The following is a 21075-nucleotide window of genomic DNA, read 5'->3' on the forward strand; positions in this document are numbered from 1 at the left end:
CGGTCATGGAGATCATGGTGAACATTGCGCAGTGCCGGGTTGACTGTCGTCAACGGCAGCGGGCGCCGCCGCCTATGGCCTTGCAGTCATTGTGGACATGACGCGGAAAATCACATCGCGCCCCGCACCTCTGCGAGTGCCTGCTGCACGGCGTCCCACGTCTCGGCTTCTTCAGCCTCGGTGCATACGCCGTGCTGCCGTTTGGTGGCGCCAAGCCGGTTCAGCACGAGGTGCCGGTCGGGCACGACGTCAACGCTTGCGAGGCAAGCCTTGACGCAGGAAAGCGCACATCCGTCGAGTGCAAGGATGGGGCGGCCCGAACGCGCGACACGCGTCAGCGCGGGCACGCCGCCGCCGACGCCGCTGATGCAGGACATCTCGGCTGCACCGCTGCGGTCGAGCCGGACCGCGAAGGTGTTCGCAAGCTGCGCGACGCTCGAGCAGCCAGAACAGGCATAGACCAGCGGCAGGCTGGCCAGGGTGGAGTGGGACATGGTGACGGAGAAAGGATCGCGGTCAGACTGCGACGGCGGCAAGCTGCGGAGCCGGGCGCGCTTCGCGGCCGAAGCGGCGGCTCGCGCGCAGCGCGAGGATGAACAGCACCACGGCCGTCGGATCATTCAGCGGCAGGCACGGCAGCCTGGAATCCGTGGGTGCGTCGGTAACGAGCGCGAGGATGGACGGATCGCGGGGATAGTAGGGCTCGCGGCCATGCGCGGGCCGGTAGACCTCGATGCGCGGTATCGCGTCGCTGCGGAAGCCTTCCACCAGCGTCAGGTCCGCGGGCGCAGGCGTGCAAGCTGCTCGTGCAGCGTGGGTTCCTTCTCGCCGTGCAGCTCGCGCACGATGGCATAGCGGTACGGTGACGCCACCATGACCTCGTTGGCGCCGGCCGCGCGAAAGCGCGCGCTGTCCTTGGTGGGCGGTTCCAGTTCCAGCGGATGGTGGCTGTGCTTGACCACGTTGACGCTCAGCCCGTGTGAACGGAACCAGGGCAGCATGGCGGTAATAAGTGTGGTCTTGCCGCTGCCAGACGTGCCGGCGATGCCGATAACGAATCCTTGCATGATCCTCAGTTCTTCGCGGATGAGTTGCCACGCCCGATTGGGCATACGAGTGGCAGGAAGCTGTCGGCCCGATGCGAGTACGCGAGCAGCGCACCTGCTTCGAGGTCGAAATACCAGCCGTGCAGCGTCAGCCGGCCGCGGTCCAGCTCGCGTCGCACGAAAGGAAACGTCTCGAGATTGCCTAGCGACACGAGAATCGCTGCCTGTTCACAGGCGCGCTGGCGTTGCGCGCTGCTCGCGCCGGCCAGTGTGTCGTCGACGTGCCGCCTCGCGGAACTGGCGATCCGCACCCACGGCCCGATGAAGTCTCTGCCCGCGACAGCGTCTTCGTGTTCGGCACCCGCGGGTTGCGCCAGTAATGCGCGAATCCCGCCGCATCCGGCATGGCCCATCACGATGATGCGGGCCACGCGCAACTGCTCCACCGCGAACTGGATGGCGGCGGATACGCCGTGCAGGCTGCCTTCGTGGTTGCCGGTGCATGGCGGCACCAGGTTGCCGATATTGCGTACTGTAAACAGCTCGCCGGGGTCGCATCCAAGTAGCAGGGCGGGGTCGACACGCGAATCACTGCAGCCGATCAGCAGCGTCGGCGGACGCTGGCCGTCGCGCAGCGTATCGAAAAGCTCGGGTTCGTCCTCGAAGTAATGCTGCTGGAAGCGCTCGAACCCTTTCAGCAGACGTTCGATCTCGTGCATGCCAGAAGCCTCCGGGGACGGTTTTCCCTACTGCACCAGCGGGCTGTCGGCGCCTTCGAGCTCGATACCCGTGATGCTGGCCCTGCCGATCAGCAGGCTGGCGTACTGCTTCCAGGCACGGTCGCGCGCGGCGGCGGTCAGCGCGTGGGCGATGTCGGCGCGCACCATGTCGAACGGCAGGCGCGTGCCGTCGCAGCGGTCAAGTACGCGTACGATATGCAGGCCGAAGCGCGTCTCGACCAGTTGCGGCAACAGGCCCTGTACCGGCGCGGAGAAGACCGCGCGCTCGAACTCCGGCGCGGTCTCGCCACGGAACACGCGTCCAAGTCTGCCGCCGCCCGCGCCGCTCGGACAGTTCGACAGCGCCTGCGCATGGCTCGCGAAGCTCGACGGATCGCCCTTGATCAGCGCCAGCGTCTGCAGTGCCACCTCGCGCAGCGCGTCGAGCGGCACGCGCGGCGTGACCTGGAACAGGATGTGCTCGACCTCGACCCATTCGCCTTCGCGGAAGCGGTCGGGCCGGCTGTCGTAGTGGCGGCGGCAGCTGCTTTCGTCCGCGTCCGGTACGGGCGCTTCATGCGCGAGCAGTGCCAGTGCGAGCGCATCGTCATCCGTGTCGCCGCCAGCAATGCCGAGGCGCTCGGCCTCCGTGCGCATCAGGCGGCGCAGGATGGCCGACACGGTGGCCATATGCGCGGGATTGCGCGCATCGCGGTGTTGGTCCATCTCGCGTTCGATATCGTCATCGGTCAGTTCTACGCCATTGACGGTGACTGGCATGGTGTTCTCCGGTTCTGATGGATGCGCTTACCGGCTGCGCACGAGTTGCCACGCGCGGCCGAGATAGCCCACGGAAGCGAAACCGCTCCAGACATGGACGAGGCGCGTGAACGGGAAGATCACGAACAGCGACATGCCCATGAACAGGTGCACCTTGAACAGGAGCGGGGCTTCGGCGACGAAGCTTGCGGCATCGCCGCGCAGCGTGACGATGTGCTGGGCCCAAGTCATCAGCTGCACCATCATGTGGCCGTCCATATGGCTGGCCGATTCGAAGATGGTCGACAGCCCTAGCAGCAGCGTCACCAGCAGCCACAACAGCAATACCTTGTCGCCCGTGCGGGTCACTGCCGATACGCGCGCGTTGGTCAGGCGGCGATGCAGCAGGATCAGCAGGCCGGCCAGGCACATGGTGCCCATCACGCCGCCGGCGGTCATCGCCACAGCCTGCTTGAGGCTGTGCGAAACACCAAGCGCATCCCACACTGCCACGGGCGTCAGCAGACCGGCCAGATGGCCGAAAAACAGCCCGAGGATGCCGACGTGGAACAGGATGTTGCCCGTGCGCAGGTTGCCGCGATACAGCACCTGCGAGCTGTCGGTCTTCCAGGTGTACTGCTCGCGCTCGAAGCGCGCGAGGCTGCCGAACAGGAAGATGGCGAGCGCGATGTACGGGTAGATGCCGAAGAGGAATTGGTTGATCAGGTTCATGGTCGTAACCTTGGCATGCTTAGCAGACGGGGGACACCGGCGCGCGCTGCGCTGTTGTGCCACGCGGATAGAACTTCACGGCCTGCGCGCCAGTGGCGGGGCCGAGCAGCGGCTCGACGCCGTCCGCACCGGGGCCGAAGGTTTCCAGCGCTTCGTCCATGTCGCGTACGGGCGGCTCGGTTTGTGGTTCGGGCTGCACGTCGGTCAGCGTGCGCAGCACGGCGAAGACGCTTGCATACGGGCTTTCGTTGCGCGCCAGGCGGTCGCCCACGGCGGCCAGCACATGGATGGCGTCGCCGAGCAACTGCTCGGCGCGCGCATCCTTTCCATCCGCGGCCAGTGCGCCGAGGTACTCGAGGAACAGCGGCACGTAGTCGGGCAGTTCGGACGCGGTCGGCTCGAAGCCGTCGCGCCGGTATTCCTCGATCAGGTCGACCATGGCCTGGCCGCGGTCGCGGCTTTCGCCGTGGACGTGCTCGAACAGGTGCAGCGAATGGGCCGGGTTGCGATCGAACGTGGCGACGTAGTTTTCCTGCAGTGCAATCAGCGATTCGCTGCGCAGCAGCGAAGTCAGCGGCGTCAGCATGTCGCGCGCCTGCGGCCATTCGGCCAGTGCCGCGTCGATCTCGGGCAGGCTGTCGAGCAGTGCTTCGTCGGGGTAGCAGAGCAGGGCGCTAAGAACTGGGTAGAGGGGCATGTTGGTTCTCCTGTCTGGTCAGCCGGCGAATGCCTTGCGCGAACGCGGCAGCGCGGCATAAGCGATGGCCGGCTTCGGCTTCTTGCCGAACAGCGTGCCTTCGGACGTGCCGCCGGAGCAGCCGTTGCCGAAGGTGAAGCCGCAACTGGCCTTGTCGCCGAAGCTGTCCTCGACCATTTCCTTGTGCGACGACGGGATGACGAAGCGGTCTTCATAGTTTGCGATGGCCATGGTCTGGTACATGTCTTCGACCTGCGCCGGCGTCAGGCCGACCTGCTCGAGCACCGCCAGGTCCTGCAAGCCATCCACCACCTGCGAACGCTTGTAGGCGCGCATCGCGAGCATGCGGTCGAGCGCGGACAGAACGGGCATGACATCGCCCGCGGTCAGCAGGTTGGCGAGGTACTTCACCGGAATGCGCAGGCTCTTCACGTCCGGGATCACGCCGTTCATGCCCATATGGCCCCCCTCGGCGGCGGACTGGATCGGCGACAGCGGCGGGATGTACCAGACCATCGGCAGCGTGCGGTACTCGGGGTGCAGCGGGAAGGCGACCTTCCATTCGCAGGCCATCTTGTAGACCGGCGACTTGCGCGCGGCGTCGAGCCAGCTCTGCGGAATGCCCTGGCGGCGCGCCTCGGCCTGAACGATGGGATCGTGCGGGTCGAGGAACACGTCGAGCTGCGACTGGTACAGGTCTCGCTCATCAGCGACCGACGCGGCTTGCTCGATACGATCGGCGTCATACAGCATCACGCCGAGATAGCGGATGCGGCCCACGCAGGTTTCCGAGCACACGGTCGGCTGGCCGGCCTCGATGCGCGGATAGCAGAACAGGCACTTCTCGGCCTTGCCGCTCTGCCAGTTGAAGTAGATCTTCTTGTACGGGCAGCCCGAGATGCACATGCGCCAGCCCCGGCACTTGTCCTGGTCGACGAGTACGATGCCGTCATCCTCGCGCTTGTAGATCGAGCCGGACGGGCAAGATGCCACGCATGCCGGGTTCAGGCAGTGTTCGCACAGGCGCGGCAGGTACATCATGAAGGTGTTCTCGAAGGTCGAGTACATCTCCTTCTGCACGTCGTCGAACAGCTTGTCGCGGCCGCGCGAGCTGAATTCGCCGCCGAGATCGTCTTCCCAGTTCGGACCCCATTCGATCTTTTCCATCTTGCGGCCGGTCAGCACGGACACCGGACGCGCGGTCGGCGGCGTCTGCACGAGCGGCGCCTTCTGCAGGTGCTCGTAGTCGTACGTGAACGGCTCGTAGTAGTCGTCGATCTGCGGCAGGTTCGGATTGGCGAACAGGTTCGCCAGGATCTTCAGCTTGCCGCCCTGGCGCGGCTCAAGGCTGCCATTGGCGTTACGCTTCCAGCCGCCTTGCCATTTGTCCTGGTTCTCCCATTCCTTGGGGTAACCGATACCCGGCTTGGTTTCGACATTGTTGAACCATGCGTACTCGATGCCGTCGCGGCTGGTCCACACGTTCTTGCAGGTTACGGAGCAGGTATGGCAGCCGATGCACTTGTCGAGGTTCAGCACCATGGCTACCTGGGCACGGATCTTCATTCTCAGGCTCCTTCCTTCACTGTCGTTTCCACGAGCGGCCCTTCCAGCCAGTCGACCTTCTTCATCTTGCGCAGGATCACGAACTCGTCGCGGTTGCTGCCCACGGTGCCGTAGTAATTGAAGCCGTAGGCAAGCTGCGCGTAGCCCCCGATCATGTGCGTGGGCTTGGTCACGGCGCGCGTGACCGAGTTATGGATGCCGCCACGCATGCGGCTGGTCTCGGCGCCCGGCACGTTCACGATCTTTTCCTGGGCGTGGTACATCAGGCACATGCCCTGCGGCACGCGCTGCGACACCACCACGCGGGCGGTCAGCGTGCCATTGACGTTGAACACTTCCACCCAGTCGTTGTCTCGGATGCCGTTGGCCTTGGCTTCGACCTCCGAGATCCACACATGCGGACCGCCGCGCGACAGCGTCAGCATGCGCAGGTTGTCCGAATAGGTGGAGTGGATACCCCACTTCTGGTGCGGCGTGATCCAGTTCAGCACCAGCTCGGGGTTGCCGTTCGGCTTCTTGCCGAGCATCGGGCTGACCGTCTTGGTGTCGATGGCGGGCTTGTACACGCACGAGCCTTCGCCGAAGTCGAGCATCCAGCGATGGTCCTGCCAGAACTGCTGCCGGCCGGTCAGCGTGCGCCATGGAATCAGTTCATGCACGTTGGTGTAGCCGGCGTTGTAGCTGACTTCTTCCGATTCAAGGCCCGACCATGTCGGCGCCGAGATGATCTTGCGCGGCTGTGCCTGCACGTCGCGGAAGCGGATCTTGTCGTGCTCGCGGCCTTCGGCCAGGTGGGTGTGGTCGCGGCCGGTGATCTTCGACAGCGCATCCCACGCCTTCACCGCGACGTGGCCGTTGGTCTCGGGCGCGAAGGTCAGGATCATCTCGGCCGCATCGATCGCGGTTTCCAGCTTCGGGCGGCCCTGGCTCACGCCAGGCTCGGTGACGGTCTTGCTTAGTTCACCGATCTCCCTGACCTCGTGTTTCGTGCCCCAGTTGATGCCCTTGCCGCCGTTGCCCATCTTGTCGAGCAGCGGGCCGATCGAAGAGAACTTCTTGTAGATGTCGGCGTAGTTGCGCTCAACCACCGTCATCGACGGAGCAGTCTTGCCCGGAATCAGGTCGCATTCGCCATGCTTCCAGTCCTTCGGCTCGAACGGCTGGCCGAGCTCACCGGGGGTGTCGTGCAGCAGCGGCGTGCAGACCAGGTCCTTGCGCGTACCGAGGTAAGGCCCGGCAATCTCGCTGAACTTCTTCGCGATGGCCTTGTAGATTTCCCAGTCGGTTTTGCTTTCCCACAGCGGCTGCACGGCCTCCGACAGCGGGTGGATGAACGGATGCATGTCGGACGTGTTGAGGTCGTCCTTCTCGTACCACGTGGCGGTCGGCAGCACGATGTCGCCGTACAGGCAGGTCGTGCTCATGCGGAAATCGAGCACGGTCAGCAAGTCGAGCTTGCCTTCGGCGGCCGGGCGTACCTTGACTTCAGTGGGCTTGATTGCGTCGTTCTCGTCGCCGAACACGGCGTTCTGCGTGCCGAGCAGATACTTCAGGAAGTACTCGTGACCCTTGCCCGAGCTGCCCAGGATGTTCGAACGCCACACGAACATATTGCGCGGGAAGTTCGCGGGGTTGTCGGGGTCGTCGCACGCGAACTGGAGGTTGCCGGACTTCAGTTGCTCCACGGTGTAGGCCACCGGGTCTTTGCCGGCGCGTTCTGCTGCATCGACCACGTCGAGCGGGTTGCTGCCGAGCTGCGGCGCGGATGGCAGCCAGCCCATGCGTTCGGACTTTGCGTTGAGGTCGAGCAGCGACATCTTGTCGTACTTGCCCTTGTCCGCGGTCGGCGACAGGATCTCGTCGACGCCGAGCTTCTCGTGGCGCCACTGGCTGGTGTGGTTATAGAAGAACGAGGTGCCGTTCATCTGGCGCGGCGGCCGCGACCAGTCGAGCCCGAAGGCCAGCGGCGCCCAGCCGAACTGCGGACGCAGCTTTTCCTGGCCGACATAGTGGGCCCAGCCGCCGCCGCTCTTGCCGACGCAGCCGCACATCATCAGCAGGTTGATGATGCCGCGGTAGATCATGTCGTTGTGGTACCAGTGGTTCAGCGCCGCCCCGACGATGACCATGCTCTTGCCTTGCGTGCGGTCCGCGTTGTCGGCGAACTCGCGCGCGACCTGGATGACGAGCTTGGCCGGCACCGAGGTGTGCTTCTCCTGCCAGGCGGGCGTGTAGGGGACATCATCCTCATAGGAGGCCGCGACGTTCGGGCCGCCCAGGCCCTGGTCGACGCCATAGTTAGCGAGCTGCAGGTCGTACACGGTTGCCACGAGCGCGGTGGCGCCATCGGCCAGCGTCACGCGGCGGGCCGGTACGCGGCGGCGCAGCAGCGCGTCGTGTTCGCCACCGAAGTACGGGAAGCCGACTTCGGCGACCTCGTCGTGGCTGCCCAGCAGCGACAGGCGCGGATCGATATGGCGGCCGCTGCCGCCGTCTTTCATCTCCAGGTTCCAGCGGCCGACCTTTTCGCCTTCGTTATGCGCGGCCTCGCCCCAGCGGAAGCCGATCGAGCCATTGGGTGCGAGGATCTCGCCGGTCGCGTCGTCGATCTGCAGTGTCTTCCATTCGGGATGGTTCGCTTCGCCAAGGTTGTCGGCCAGATGCGAGGCGCGCAGGAAGTGGTCAGGCACCAGGGTGCCGTCGTTGTCGCGCAGCAGCACCAGCATCGGCATGTCGGTGTACTGCTTGATGTAGTCGCGGAAGTAGGCGGATTTGCGGGTGACGTGGAATTCCTTGAGCACGACATGGCCCATGGCCATGGCCAGCGCGGCGTCGGTGCCTTGCTTCGGGGCCAGCCAGATGTCGCCGAATTTGACCATCTCGCCGAAGTCGGAAGACACGGCCACGGTCTTGGTGCCCTTGTAGCGCACCTCAGTGTAGAAGTGCGCGTCCGGCGTGCGCGTCTGCGGCACGTTGGAGCCCCACACCATCAGGTAGGTGGAGTTGTACCAGTCGGCGGATTCGGGCACGTCGGTTTGTTCGCCCCAGATCTGCGGGCTCGCGGGCGGTAGGTCGCAGTACCAGTCGTAGAACGACAGGCAAGCGCCGCCGAGCAGGCTCAGGTAGCGCGCGCCAGCGGCGTAGGAGACCATCGACATGGCCGGGATCGGCGAGAAACCGATCACGCGATCTGGGCCGAACTTCTTGACGGTGAATGCGTTGGCGGCGGCGATCATCTCGGTCGCGGTGTTCCAGTCGGCGCGCACGAAGCCGCCCTGGCCGCGCACGCTCTTATAGCGCTTCGCCTTTTCCGGGTCCTGGCTGATCGATTCCCAGGCCGCGATCGGATCCATGGTCTTGCGGGCCTCGCGCCACATTTCCATCAGGCGGCCACGGATCATCGGGTACTTCACGCGCTGGGCGGAATAGACGTACCAGCTGTACGATGCACCACGCGGGCAGCCACGCGGCTCATGGTTGGGCAGGTCGGGGCGGGTGCGCGGGTAGTCGGTCTGCTGGGTTTCCCAGGTGATCAGGCCGTTCTTCACATAGACCTTCCATGAGCACGAGCCTGTGCAGTTCACACCGTGCGTGGAGCGCACGATCTTGTCGTGCTGCCAGCGGCTGCGATAGCCGTCTTCCCACTTGCGGTCCTCGTTCACCACCGCGCCGTGCCCGTCCGCATACGTGGACTTGACGCGCGACATGAACTTCAGTCGATCCAGAAAGTGACTCATCTCTTGTTCTCCGCGAATGCTTGCTGCGCGCGGCGTGAGGCCGTTGCAGGGACACTCGTAGCTTATGGGGGAGTAAAGTGCGCGCCAATTCGCTGGTGGAACAGGCCGCGCGGTGCGTTCGGGCTAGTCGGCGGGCGCCGGCCTAGTTCTGTCGAACTAGGCCGGCCGGCAGCACATCAGCAAGGCATGGCTGCGTTGCGGCGCGCGTAGCACCACCACGTCACCAGCACGCAGCTCACGTAGAACGCGATGAAGCAATACAGCGCGGCGTCGGCGGAGCCGGTCAGTTCCAGCGACGTGCCAAAGCTCTTGGGGATGAAGAAGCCGCCGTAGGCACCGATCGCGCCGGAGAAGCCGAGCACCGCGGCGGATTCCTTGCCCGCTTCCTGCAATGCCTGCTTCTGCGCCGTGTCGCCCTTGCCCTTGGCGGCACGCTGGCGTTCGGTCAGGAAGATCACCGGAATCATGCGGAACGTGGAGCCGTTGCCGACACCAGTCAGCGCGAACAGCGCGACGAAGGCTGCGAGGAATGCCGGGAAACTGCCCGCTGCGCCGTCATGCGGCAGTGCGGCCAGCACGGCGAACACGGCGGCGATCATGCCGACAAACGTCCACAGCGTGACGCGCGCGCCGCCAAGCTTGTCGGAGATCCAGCCGCCCACGGGACGCGTCAGTGCGCCGACCAGCGGCCCGAGGAACGCATACGCGGTCGGGTTCACGCCCGGAAACTGCGACTTGGTCAGCAGCGCCAGGCCGGCCGAGAAGCCGATGAACGAGCCGAACGTGCCCACGTAGAGCCAGCACATCAGCCAGTTGTGCTTGCGCTTGAAGATGATGGCCTGGTCAGCGAAGGACGCCTTGGCGTCGGCGATGTCATGCATGCCGAACCATGCGGCAAGCGACGACACCACGATGAACGGCACCCAGATGAACCCCGCGTTCTGCAGCCACAGGTTCTTCATGGCGTCGCCGGCCTGGTACTGCTGGGGCTCGCCGCCAAGCGTGCCGAACACGGCCACCGATACCACGAGCGGCGTGACGAACTGAACGACCGACACGCCGAGATTGCCGATGCCCGCATTGAGGCCTGTAGCCAGGCCCTTCTTCGCCTTCGGGAAGAAGAAGCTGATATTGGCCATCGACGAACTGAAGTTGGCGCCGCCGAAGCCGCACAGCAAGGCGAGCGCAAGCAGCGTCGGGTAGCCCGTGGACGGATCGCGCAGCGCGAAGCCCATGCCGAGCGCAGGAATCAGCAGCAGCGCCGTGGAGATCGCGGTGAAGCGTCGACCGCCGAACACCGGGACGAGGAACGAGTAGAAGATGCGCAGCGTGGCGCCGGACAAAGCGGGCAGTGCGGTGAGCCAGAACAGTTGGTTCTTGGTGAACTGGAAGCCAGCGCGATCAAGATTGACCGCGACCACGCTCCACAGCATCCAGACCACGAAGGCCAGCATCAGCGCGGGGATCGAAATCCACAGGTTGCGGTAGGCGATGCGCTCGCCGGTGTTCTGCCAGAAGGCCTTGTTCTCGGGCTCCCAGCGGGTCAGTACGGAAGTGGACATGACAGTGTGCTTAAGTGTTGAGGGATGTCAGGAAGGCGTCAGGCGGTCTGAGTCAGGCCGACTGCTTGCTCCTTGCGCCGGCGTTCGGCGCGTTGGCTGTAGTGCATCCAGACCAGGCTTACGCACACCGTGCCGTACATCAGCATGAAGCAGCTGCTGCGCACGCCGGTGAGGTCGGCCAGCGCGCCGAACAGGATCGGCAGCACGAAGCCGCCCAGCCCGCCTGCGAGCCCGACTACGCCGGAGACGGCGCCGATGTTGTGCGTGAAATCGTTCGAGATGAACTTGAAGACCGAGGCCTTGCCGATGGCGAACGCAATGCCGACCACGAACAGCAGGAAGGTGAACACCGCTGGCGTCAGCGCGATGCGGAAGCTCTGCGGGCCCGTGGTGGTGTGGATCACGAAGTCGGTTTGCGGGTAGCTCAGCAGGAAGAAGCCGACCCAGCTCACCCACATGACCCACCACGTGGTGCGGTGCGCGCCGTAGCGGTCGGAGATCCAGCCGCCGATCGCGCGCAGCACGCCGCCGGGCAGCGAGAAGCAGGCGGCCAGGAAGGCGGCCACCTTGATATCGAAGCCGTATTCGCCGATGTAGTACTTGGTCATCCACAGCGACAGGCCGACATAGCCGCCGAACACCACCGAGTAGTACTGCGAGTAGCGCCACACGCGCGGGTCGCGCATCACGGCAAGCTGCTCGCGCCAGCCGGCACTCGTCATCACCCGGTGGGCGGGATTGCTGCGCGACCCGAGCCAGAACACGATGGCCGTCACTAGCATCGCCACCGAATACACGCGCGGCACGATTTCCCAGGTGCCAGCGGCGAGGATCAGCGCGGGTGCGACAAACTTGGTCAGCGCGGCACCGGAGTTACCGGCACCGAAGATCCCCATCGCGAGCCCTTGGCGAGAACGCGGGAACCAGCGTGCCACGTAAGGCGTGCCGACGGAAAACGAACCGCCCGCCAGACCGACGAACAGGCCGAGCACCAGCAGTTGCCACAGCGTGTGCGCGTACGAGATCAGCCAGATCGGGATGACGGTAGCCAGCATCAGCACGAAGAACACGACACGGCCGCCGTAGCGGTCGGTCCACAGGCCTAGCGGCACGCGGATCAGCGAGCCGCTCAGCACGGGCGTAGCGGCGAGCAGGCCGAACTCGGTTTCATTGAGCCCGAGTTCCTTCTTGAGCGGGATGCCGAGGACGGCAAATAGCATCCAGACGGCAAAGCAGATGGTGAAGGCGAACGTGCTGGATGCCAGCGTCGTCCATGCCCCGGAAGGGACGGGCTCCGGCATGCGCGCCGCGCGTGTGGGGGTGGCCATGGCCATGCTCCTGTGTCAACTTTGACGGTGATGCCAGCGTAGGCACGACCGCTGCGGCTGACCATTCGCCGGGAGCACAAGCCGCCACGCCGCGGAACCTGCTGGTGGAGCTAGTTCCATCGGCGGAGGACGGCGGCCGCATCACGGTGATATCGTGATTGCAGCCCGCCTGGACACGGTATCAACCCGTGACACGGATCAAACTTCTCGCCAGCGCCCATCATGGAAACCATCCCGATCCTGCCCGCACGCGGTCCGCACAAGTCGCCGGAGACGGGGCCGCCGCCGCGCGGCTTTGCGCTGTTCGCACTTGGCTTCCGGCCGTTCTACCTGGGCGGCGCGATCTTCGCGGCCATTGCCGTGGCGGTATGGGCTGCCGTGTTTGGCGGCGTGCTCGCAGCGCCGTCCGCCGCGCTGCCGCCGATGCTGTGGCATGCGCACGAGATGGTGTTTGGTTTTGCCGCGGCGATCGTCGTCGGCTTCCTGTTCACGGCAGGGCGCGCATGGACAGGGCAACCCACGCCGACCGGCGTGCTGCTGGCCTCCCTGTTCGTGCTCTGGCTGGGCGGACGCGGTGCGATGTGGTTTGGCACCGGCGCGCCAGCTTCATGGATCGACGCCGCGTTCCTGCCGCTGGCCGCGCTCGCATTCACGCGCACGCTGGTGCGCGGCGGCAATCGCCGCAACTATCCGCTGGCGTTTGCGCTGTGGCTGCTCGCGCTGGCCAATGTGGTGAGCCTCGGATTGCAGGCCAGCGGCCACACGAATGGCGCGTTGCGTGCGTGCCAGGCCGGAGTCGCCCTGATCACGCTGTTCGTGATCGTGATCGGCGGGCGCGTGATTCCGATGTTCACCACGAATGCGATCCCAGGCTTCCGTCTGCGTCAGTATCCGAAGGTGGATCGGCTTGTCGTGCCTGCGGCGGTGCTTGGGCAGCTGGCCGGCCTGGTTCCGCTGCCGGGTTGGCTGGCTGCGGCACTGTCCGTGCCCGCGGCGGTGGTGCTCGGCATCCGCGTGGCTGGCTGGCGTGGCTATGCGGTGGGAAACCGGCCGCTGCTGTGGTCGCTGCACCTTGCCTATGCGTGGCTGCCGCTGGCTTTCGTGCTGCAGGCGGCTGCGGCGCTCGGGCTCGTGATGGCAGGCATCGCTACGCATGCGTTCACGGTGGGCGTGCTGGGCGGCGCGATCATAGCGATGGTCACGCGCACGGCGCTCGGCCACACGGGGCGGATGCTGGCGGCCGGTGCAGCCGAGACCGCCGCGTACTGGCTGGTGGCCGCAGCCGCCGTGTTGCGGGTGATCGGGCCGCTGGCCTGGCCGGCCGGCTATCTGCATTGGATCTACGGCGCGGCGGTTTGCTGGGTGGCCGGGTTCGTGATCTATGCGGTCGTCTATGCCCCACGGCTGATGCGGCCGAGGATCGATGGGAAGGCCGGCTGACAGCGCACAGATTGCCGGTAACAGCGGGACAAGAAGCAGCGGATTCGTATCTGCCGTCGAGTCCTACCCCATCCCGGCCACCACGCCGACGCCAGTGCCGCCCCGTTCCCTCCTCACGCTCAGCCACGCCACCAGCAGCGCGGCCAGCGGTGCGAGTGCAGCGACCCACGGCAGCGCGCCCAGGCCCGGGCCGTGATCGACCACCGTGCCGCCCAGCCACGCGCCGATCCCGTTGCCGAGGTTGAAGGCCGCGATATTGAAGCTCGACGCGAGATTCTGGCCTGCGCCGCTGGCGTGGTGCAGCACACGAAGCTGCAACGGCGACACTGTGGCGAATGCGGCCACGCCAAGGATGCCGACAAAGATCGCGACGGCCGGCTGGCTGTGGACCGCGAAGGTCATGGCGGCCAGCACACCGGTGAGCGTCGCGAGCGAGCCCAGCAGCGCCGTGGTGGGCTGGCGGTCCGCGAAGCGTCCGCCCAGGATGTTGCCGAGGATCATGCCGCCGCCGAACAGCAGCAGGATCGGCGACACGGCACTTTCGCTGAAGCCCGCCACGCGCGTCAGCAGCGGCTGCACATAGGTGATCACGGCAAAGACACCGACCGACTGCAGCACGGTCATCAGCAGGCCTAGCAGTACCTGCGGACGTACGACGGTGGGGAGCTCCTCGCGCAGCGCAACCGGGGCGCTCTGGTCGCGGCTCTTGTCCACCAGCGCGGCAATCACCGCCAGCGACACCACGCCGATCAGCGTCATGGCCCAGAAGGTGGCGCGCCAGCCGAGATGCAGGCCGAGCCATGCGCCGGCGGGCATGCCTAGAAGCGTGGCCAGCGTGAGGCCAGAAAACATGACGGAGATCGCCGAAGCGCGGCGCTCGGCCGGCACCAGCCCGGTCGCCACGACGGCGCCGACGCCGAAGAAGGTGCCATGCGTGAGCGAGGTCAGCACGCGCGCGATCATCAGCGTGGTGTAGTCGGGCGCCAGCGCACAGGCCGCATTGCCGACGGTGTAGATGACCATCAGCGCGAGCAGCACGGCCTTGCGCGGCATGCGGCGGGTCAGCAGGGTGAGCACCGGCGCGCCCGCGAACACGCCGAGCGCATAGCCGGAAACCAGCATGCCGGCGGCGGCAATGCTGACGTGCAAGTCAGTGGCCACTTGCAGCAGCAGGCCCATGATGACGAATTCGGCGCAACCGATGCCGAAAGAGCCAGCGGTCAGCGCATAGAGCGCAATGGGCATGCGGTTGCTGCGTGGCGGGGAGGAGATTGGGTTCGACATGGTGGGGGCGGTTGTGGAACGCAGGGCGGGAGTGCGGGAAGACTGGGAGTGTCGACCTTTTCATCTTCATTAAAAACAGGCAAGATTGATAATCAGTTTCAATAGAATCTTGATAATCATGGACCGCATCGGCGATATCGGCTTGTTCCTCCGTGTGCTAGATCTCGGTTCGATCAGTGCCGCCGCGCGCAGCATGGATCTGTCCGTGGCGGTGGCTAGCCAGCGCCTGCAGCGGCTCGAACGTGATCTCGGCGTCCGACTGCTGCATCGCACGACGCGACGCCTGCACGCGACCCCGGAGGGCGCGATCCTGGCGGAGCAGGGCCGCGCGCTCGTCGAAGACCTCGATGCGCTGGGCAGCTCGCTGCGCCAGGCAGGTAGCGGCATCTCCGGTACCTTGCGGCTGACCACGTCGTCGTCGTTCGGGCGCCTGTATATTTCGCCGCTGCTGCCGGAATTCATGGCGATCCATCCCGGGCTGAAGCTCAGCTTCACCATGACCGACAACGTGCTGGACCTTGTCAGCGCCGGGTTCGACCTGGCGATCCGGATCGGCACGCTTGACGATTCGACGCTGGTTGCGCGCAAGCTGGCCAGCAACCGGCGGCTGTTGTGTGCCTCGCCGGAATACCTGAGCCGCCGGGGTACGCCGCGCACGCCGCAGGACCTTGCCAGCCATGATTGCCTGGTGCTGGTGGGCAGCCAGGGGCGGCAGGACGTCTGGCACATCGGCGATGGGGCGGGCGGTGAGATCGCCGTCCGGGTGCGCGGACCGATCGAGGCCAACTCTGGCGAGTTGCTGTCGGATGCCGCGCTGGCCGGTCTGGGAATCGCCCTGCATTCGACCTGGCACGTTTGCGCGGCGCTGCGCAAGGGACAACTGGTGCCGGTGCTGGCCGATTATCCGCTGGCGGAGTCGGGCATCTACGCGGTCATGCCGCAACGCCGGCTGGTGCCGCCGCGCGTTCGGGCCTTCGTGGATTTCCTGGCCGAACGCTTTGGCGAGAATCCGCCGTGGGAGCGTCTGGCCTGACGGGGCGCGCCCCAGTGCAACCGGTGCCTAAAAAATGGGCGGTCCGGTGCGTTGACGCACAGACACGGCGTTTGGCGGGTGACGGGCGAGGATATCCACAGATTCTGTGGATATCCTCGCGGTTTTTCAACATGGGTTTTCACTGTCGACGCGACGCCCGGCCTGAGGGTATGCTGAGCAGTCCGCCCCGGCCTGCCGCTGCCGTTCGGCGTCCCCGCCTGCATTCCCTTCCTTCCGATCCCATGCGAAACCAAGGGCTGACGGCAGTACCGATCCTGACGATGCTGGTTGCCGCTGTCATGGCGGCTGGTTGCGTGGCGCAGTATCGCGTGCCCTCGGGCGCGCCGGCGGCCAGCGTACGGTTGATGACGGATACCGACGACAACACCACCTTCACGGTGGTGGACCCGGCCAAATGCCCGGTACCGGCGCGCCCGCTGGTACTGGCCGGCACCGGCAAACAGCTTTCGGCAATCGGCAAGGACCGCGGACTCGACATGGCAGGGAGCTCGCCCGAGCCGCCGTCGCGCACGCGCGAGCGACAGGTCGAGGCCGGCCGACGGATCTATGTGGGGGTGAGTTCGATGGCCGCGCCACCGGCGCCCGAATTGCGTTGCGCGGCAGGCGTGTCGTTCGTGCCCGAGGCGGGCGCGCAATATGAAATCCGCTACAAGCGTGACGAGACGGCGAGCCAGTGCTCGGCACAGGTGCTGCGCCTGCAACCGTTGCCGTCAGGCGGTGCGCGGCCCATGGTCGAGCCGACGCAGCAAGGCTTTCGCGCGCTGAGGAAGGAATACGTCTGCCAGGCGTCCTGAGACTGCCGGGAAGCGCCGGCCCCTGACCCCAGGGGCGGCCGGCGGGGACGACGACTGAATTACGACTCGATCAGGAACCGTTCCGGGCGCTTGCCCAGCCATGCCGGGGCGCGGCCACGGCCGGACCACGTCTTGCCGGTCTTGGGATCCATGTACTTCGCCGGCAGCGGAGCGTGCTCTTTCTTGGTGGCGGTGTTCGAACCAGCCGGCCGGCCACGGCCGCGGCGCGGCGCGATGTCGTCCGGGGTCAGACCGTATTCGGACATCAGCGAGCGGATCTGGTCGATCACGCCGGCGACTTCAGTCGCCCTTACTTCATTAAGCTTGGCTTCGAGCGCTTCTTTTTCCGCAAGAAGTTGCTTGTATGTCGCCATTTATATTCCCCTTTTTCTGCAATAGGCCGCTGCATGGTACTGGAACTACATGCCGATTTGGCATTGTCATGCGGCGGTGGACACAAAAAAATTTTACAAAATATAACGCAGATTGCACGGGTCTATTGTTACAGAGTGTGGGATTGGGGGAAATAACGGGTGGAGGCGGGGGCAATAGCAATGCTGGTTGATGCTTTGGCAAAGGCTAAAGAAGTTCTTCGACGAATTGCAGGGAGTATTGGTCTTGGCATGCGCCGCTGTTTCGCCGGCGTAGCCGGCGACCTACTTTTGTCCGAGCGACAAAAGTAGGCAAAAGCGCGTTTTGGTTGCCCCAAAGGGGCGAATTTTTATCGTAGTGCGCCAGGGGTGTTGTACGGGTATGGGCTTCAGAGTTCTTCACGCCGCCTGCCGCGTGGGGCACCACCGTGGTCAGGAATAAAGCGCTGATTGAACGAGCCCTGCAAGCGCTGGTGGCCCCTGCTGCGAGCGATACCGTGTGATCGCCTTCGGCTGCGCTGCGCGTAGAGCCCTAGTCTGAGCACGCAGGCCCAGGGTACGCCACGCCTCGGTGACGATGCCCAGGCATGACATGCGCGAATTAAAGAGAGGAAATGGACCTCGGGCGCCAGCGACGTTGATGAGCTTGCCCCCAGACGAAGACGCACGCGCAGCACAGCCGAAAGCGTTCCACCCCTGCCGCTATTGGAACGCTGTACCTATACGTGGTCGGGGCTTGTTCAAAATCCGGTTGGCGTCAGGCACCGCGCTGAAAACCTACGCGTAGCAGGGTCGAACGGCTGACCTCCGTGGCAGGCGTCCAAAGCCGTTTGAGCCACTGCCGCCGTGGAATTGATGGCCAGCGGCTACGACGCGCTTTTCTGCTTACTCTTTTGTCGCTAGGACAAAAGAGTAAGTCGCCGGCTACGCCGGCGAAACAGCAGCACTTGCCAGGAGCGATAACCCAGCCCCAACGAGAAGCCCGCGCCGGCTAGAAAAAAAGGCCCCGGGAAAGCAGGAATCCCAGGGCATAAATCCACCGCTGTGGCGGCAGAGGAGACATCGTTGAATTCACTGCGGACAACCGCGCCAGAGGCAGCAGTTGTCCGATTGGCATATCGATTTCAGATCGCCCAGCCTCCGGCATAGAACGCAGCCAGTGCTACGGCAATCGCTACGGTGCCGACATTGAGCTTGCGCCATTCGCCCGCAACGATGCGGCCGACCACCAGCGTGCAGAAGCCGAGCATGATGCCGGTGACGATATTGCAAGTCAGCACGATAAATACCGCGCAGACCAGACCGGCGAGTGCATCGACGAGGTCGTCCATATGCAGGCGCGAGACGCTCGACAGCATCAGCAGGCCCACGTACATCAGCGCCGGTGCGGTGGCGTACGACGGCACCAGGCCGGCCAATGGCGAGAAGAACATCACTGCGAGGAACAGCAGGCCGACTACCACTGCGGTCAGGCCGGTCTTGGCGCCGGCGGCAACGCCGACGGTCGATTCGATGTAGGCCGCGGCCGGTGCGCCGCCGAAGATGGCGGAGAAGATCGAACTGACCGAGTCCGCCGTGAGCGCGCGTCCGCCGTTGCGGATGTGGCCATTGGCGTCGAGCTGGCCGGCCTGGCCCGCGACGGCGCGGATCGTGCCGGTGGCATCGAACACGGCAGTCATCACCAGCGCCAGCACGCTGGGCAGCACGGCGGCGGACAGTGCGCCGCGGATGTCCATGGCGCCAATCAGCGACTGGTGGCCCGGTGCGCTCAGCGACGGCAGCGCGAAGACGCCAGTGAACTTCACGGCGGGGTCGAAGATCAGGCCCAGCACCGAGATGGCGACGATCACCAGCAGGATGCCGCCCGGCACGCGCCGGCGCTCCAGGCCGAAGATGGCGGCCAGCCCCAGCACCGACATCACGACGGGGAACGCGGTGATCTTGCCCAGCGCCACGGGCAGGCCAGCGCCGCTGTTCTTGACCACGAGGCCGACATCATTGGACGCGATCAGCAGCAGGAACAGGCCGATGCCGATCCCCGCGCCGTGGGCCACGCCGGCTGGCAGGTTGCGCAGGATCCAGGAACGTACGCCGGTCACGGAGATCGCGGTGAAGACCACGCCCATCAGGAACACGGCGCCGAGTGCCACGGCCGGCGACAGCCCCTGCCCGAGCACCAGGCCAAAGGCCATGAACGCGGTCAGCGAAATGGCACAGCCGATCGCGATCGGCAGCTTGGCCCAGACCCCCATCAGCAGCGAGCCGAAGGCCGTGGTCAGGCACACCGCCACGAATACCGCGCTGGTGTCGAAGCCGGCCTTGCCGAGCATGCCCGGCACGACAAAGACGGCGTAGACCATGGCCATGAAGGTCGTCACGCCTGCCACGAGTTCCTGCCGCTGCGTGCTGCCGCGGGCGGTGATCTGGAAGTAGGCGTCGAGCTTGTTCTTGACTTCGGGGCGCGCGGAATCGACTTCCGTCACTGACGGATAGGGCTGTTCGATCATGATGATCTGTCTCCTTGCTGGGCGCTGCCACGGCTGGCGGGAAGGGGCCGCGAACAGGCTTTGTCTCACGTGGTTCTAGGTATCGGCCGTAGCGCTCGCGCCGCGGCCGGTTTTATCGGTGTGCCGGCTGTCTTTCGCCTTCTGGACGGGCGCGATCTGGGCAAGGCTGAAGGCTAGGTGACGCGCGGCGCGTCGTCATAACCCCGACAAAATGCGCGGTATGTCCGCAGCGGAATAGTGAATGTGATGACTTGCCGTCTCGCCAGCGGCCGGTGGCGCCGAGGCCATTCAGAGAGGGGCCGCCATTATCAGCCAGTTCGAATGGGGCCTATAGGTATTGACCCGTATGTCTTTGGGGCGACTTCGCTATACTAGGGATAACCCTCGGATCGAACGAAAAGTGCGGTCCGATGCGCTTATTTTCTATCAGGAATCTTTTATGCAAGTCCTTGCTGACACTCTCTATCGCCAGTCGCCGAGCCGCCGTCCCGCAGTCCCTGCAGACCCTTCCCGCAGTGTTGTCCCATACGCCCGCATGGGCAGCGGCAAGTCTCTGAGCGCCCGCGTGCGCGAGTATTTCGCGCGGGGCTGGGCGCTGCATGTGCAGAACGCGCGAGAGGCCGCGCCGATCACCTGGCTGTGAACGCGGCCCACTGCAGACTCAGTACATCCCCGTCGCTTCCTTGAAGCGTCCCAGCGTCCAGCCATGCCCGAGCAGCAACATGCGGGTATGCAGATCGTCCTTCACTACCGCGCTGACTTGCTCGCCCAGCGAGGTGAGGGTCTTGTAGCGCAGGTCGACATAGCCAAGCGCGTACCGCCGGCCGAGCGACTGCCATAGCGCATGAGCGCCCGCCGACTGCCGCGCGCCGCTGAGCAGGCATAGCCCGCCATCGAGCGCCCAGCGGTAGAGGCCTGACGCCAGGCCGAGGCGCTGGTAGGGCGGCGCAAACTTCGTGTGCGGCGATCGCACCCACGGGTCGGCGCGCCGGCCGACTTCAATCAGCCGGTTGAAAACCGTATAGCCAGCCAGCTGGCGGCTGGCCACATCTTCCACATACACGAAAATCTCGCCATCGGCCTCGCGATAGCGCAGGCGCAGCCCGGGAAGGCCGCTTGGCATGTGAGGCATGTCATGCAGCCGGTCGCCGGGGCGGCGCATGCGGTCATGCAGCGCGCCGAGTTCGTGTTCCACTTCGGCAGTTTCGGGGCTGACATCGACGCGCAATTCCAACGCGCGTGCCAGTACCTGCGCCGGGTCGCGCAGTGCAAACGTCATGGTCATGGCGTGCTCCTCAGCTATTGAAGGCGACGTACAGAATGACGAGCGCCACCATGGCGCAAAGCGTGCGGCGATAGATGGATGGCATGGCTTTCTCCTGAATGCACGATGGTTCGCGGCTGCCAACGCGGCAGCCGCATGCAAAGTGCCGTGCGGGAAAGCTCAGGTCGGGACGGAGGTCCGCCGAGCTGTCCGCA

Annotated in this window: 17 protein-coding genes and 1 pseudogene; 4 read left to right on the plus strand and 14 right to left on the minus strand. The window is 65.3% G+C overall.

Features of this window, described 5'->3' with window-relative positions; genetic code table 11:
• Positions 1-110: 110 nt before the first annotated feature.
• The 10 genes and pseudogenes from K2O51_RS08690 to K2O51_RS08735 all read right to left on the minus strand — a co-directional run bounded on the left by K2O51_RS08690 (position 111) and on the right by K2O51_RS08735 (position 12146).
• A complete protein-coding gene (locus tag K2O51_RS08690; RefSeq protein WP_220630080.1) occupies positions 111-494 on the minus strand; it encodes a putative zinc-binding protein in 384 nt (127 codons plus the stop codon).
• Between the two features lie 22 nt (positions 495-516).
• Positions 517-1067 (minus strand): annotated as a pseudogene (mobB, locus tag K2O51_RS08695) (molybdopterin-guanine dinucleotide biosynthesis protein B).
• Between the two features lie 5 nt (positions 1068-1072).
• Complete coding sequence (locus K2O51_RS08700) at positions 1073-1765, minus strand: carbonic anhydrase (RefSeq protein ID WP_011301121.1); 693 nt, start codon at positions 1763-1765, stop codon at positions 1073-1075.
• Positions 1766-1792: 27 nt separating this feature from the next.
• The gene (locus K2O51_RS08705) at positions 1793-2545 is read right to left on the minus strand and encodes a peptidylprolyl isomerase (RefSeq protein ID WP_011301120.1); all 753 of its coding nucleotides are present in this window, start codon (positions 2543-2545) and stop codon (positions 1793-1795) included.
• Between the two features lie 27 nt (positions 2546-2572).
• The gene (narI, locus tag K2O51_RS08710; protein WP_140949449.1) at positions 2573-3256 is read right to left on the minus strand and encodes a respiratory nitrate reductase subunit gamma; all 684 of its coding nucleotides are present in this window, start codon (positions 3254-3256) and stop codon (positions 2573-2575) included.
• A gap of 19 nt (positions 3257-3275) precedes the next feature.
• Positions 3276-3953, minus strand: coding sequence for a nitrate reductase molybdenum cofactor assembly chaperone (gene narJ / locus K2O51_RS08715; RefSeq protein ID WP_140949450.1), 678 nt, complete (start codon positions 3951-3953; stop codon positions 3276-3278).
• Positions 3954-3971: 18 nt separating this feature from the next.
• Positions 3972-5519 (minus strand): nitrate reductase subunit beta, encoded by a 1548-nt coding sequence (narH, locus tag K2O51_RS08720; protein ID WP_140949451.1) that lies wholly within the window; start codon positions 5517-5519, stop codon positions 3972-3974.
• Positions 5520-5521: 2 nt separating this feature from the next.
• The gene (locus K2O51_RS08725) at positions 5522-9256 is read right to left on the minus strand and encodes a nitrate reductase subunit alpha (protein WP_220630081.1); all 3735 of its coding nucleotides are present in this window, start codon (positions 9254-9256) and stop codon (positions 5522-5524) included.
• Positions 9257-9432: 176 nt separating this feature from the next.
• Positions 9433-10818: a NarK family nitrate/nitrite MFS transporter gene (locus K2O51_RS08730; RefSeq protein ID WP_011301115.1), complete on the minus strand. Its 1386-nt coding sequence runs from the start codon at positions 10816-10818 to the stop codon at positions 9433-9435.
• Between the two features lie 38 nt (positions 10819-10856).
• Positions 10857-12146: an MFS transporter gene (locus tag K2O51_RS08735; RefSeq protein ID WP_011301114.1), complete on the minus strand. Its 1290-nt coding sequence runs from the start codon at positions 12144-12146 to the stop codon at positions 10857-10859.
• A 222-nt stretch (positions 12147-12368) separates the two neighbouring features.
• On the opposite strand from K2O51_RS08735, the gene K2O51_RS08740 reads away from it, so the two are divergent.
• On the plus strand, positions 12369-13586 hold the full coding sequence (locus tag K2O51_RS08740; RefSeq protein ID WP_220630082.1) for an NnrS family protein: 1218 nt from the start codon (positions 12369-12371) through the stop codon (positions 13584-13586).
• A gap of 63 nt (positions 13587-13649) precedes the next feature.
• Here the strand turns inward: K2O51_RS08740 and K2O51_RS08745 are convergent, their stop codons facing one another.
• Complete coding sequence (locus K2O51_RS08745; RefSeq protein WP_245001793.1) at positions 13650-14831, minus strand: MFS transporter; 1182 nt, start codon at positions 14829-14831, stop codon at positions 13650-13652.
• Between the two features lie 157 nt (positions 14832-14988).
• On the opposite strand from K2O51_RS08745, the gene K2O51_RS08750 reads away from it, so the two are divergent.
• Both K2O51_RS08750 and K2O51_RS08755 read left to right on the plus strand, forming a co-directional pair.
• Positions 14989-15903: a LysR family transcriptional regulator gene (locus K2O51_RS08750; protein WP_140949456.1), complete on the plus strand. Its 915-nt coding sequence runs from the start codon at positions 14989-14991 to the stop codon at positions 15901-15903.
• A 242-nt stretch (positions 15904-16145) separates the two neighbouring features.
• On the plus strand, positions 16146-16718 hold the full coding sequence (locus tag K2O51_RS08755; RefSeq protein WP_224010280.1) for a hypothetical protein: 573 nt from the start codon (positions 16146-16148) through the stop codon (positions 16716-16718).
• Positions 16719-16777: 59 nt separating this feature from the next.
• On the opposite strand, the gene K2O51_RS08760 is transcribed toward K2O51_RS08755, so the two are convergent.
• On the minus strand, positions 16778-17092 hold the full coding sequence (locus tag K2O51_RS08760) for an H-NS histone family protein (RefSeq protein WP_220630084.1): 315 nt from the start codon (positions 17090-17092) through the stop codon (positions 16778-16780).
• A gap of 1121 nt (positions 17093-18213) precedes the next feature.
• The gene (locus K2O51_RS08765; protein WP_011301103.1) at positions 18214-19596 is read right to left on the minus strand and encodes an NCS2 family permease; all 1383 of its coding nucleotides are present in this window, start codon (positions 19594-19596) and stop codon (positions 18214-18216) included.
• Positions 19597-20035: 439 nt separating this feature from the next.
• Between K2O51_RS08765 and K2O51_RS08770 the strand changes: the two genes are divergently transcribed.
• A complete protein-coding gene (locus K2O51_RS08770; protein WP_041680282.1) occupies positions 20036-20239 on the plus strand; it encodes a hypothetical protein in 204 nt (67 codons plus the stop codon).
• An 18-nt stretch (positions 20240-20257) separates the two neighbouring features.
• On the opposite strand, the gene K2O51_RS08775 is transcribed toward K2O51_RS08770, so the two are convergent.
• The gene (locus tag K2O51_RS08775; protein ID WP_011301102.1) at positions 20258-20881 is read right to left on the minus strand and encodes a hypothetical protein; all 624 of its coding nucleotides are present in this window, start codon (positions 20879-20881) and stop codon (positions 20258-20260) included.
• Between the last annotated feature and the right edge of the window lie 194 nt (positions 20882-21075).

Origin of the sequence: Cupriavidus pinatubonensis, assembly GCF_019602855.1 — a bacterium.
Taxonomy (GTDB): Bacteria; Pseudomonadota; Gammaproteobacteria; order Burkholderiales; family Burkholderiaceae; genus Cupriavidus; species Cupriavidus pinatubonensis.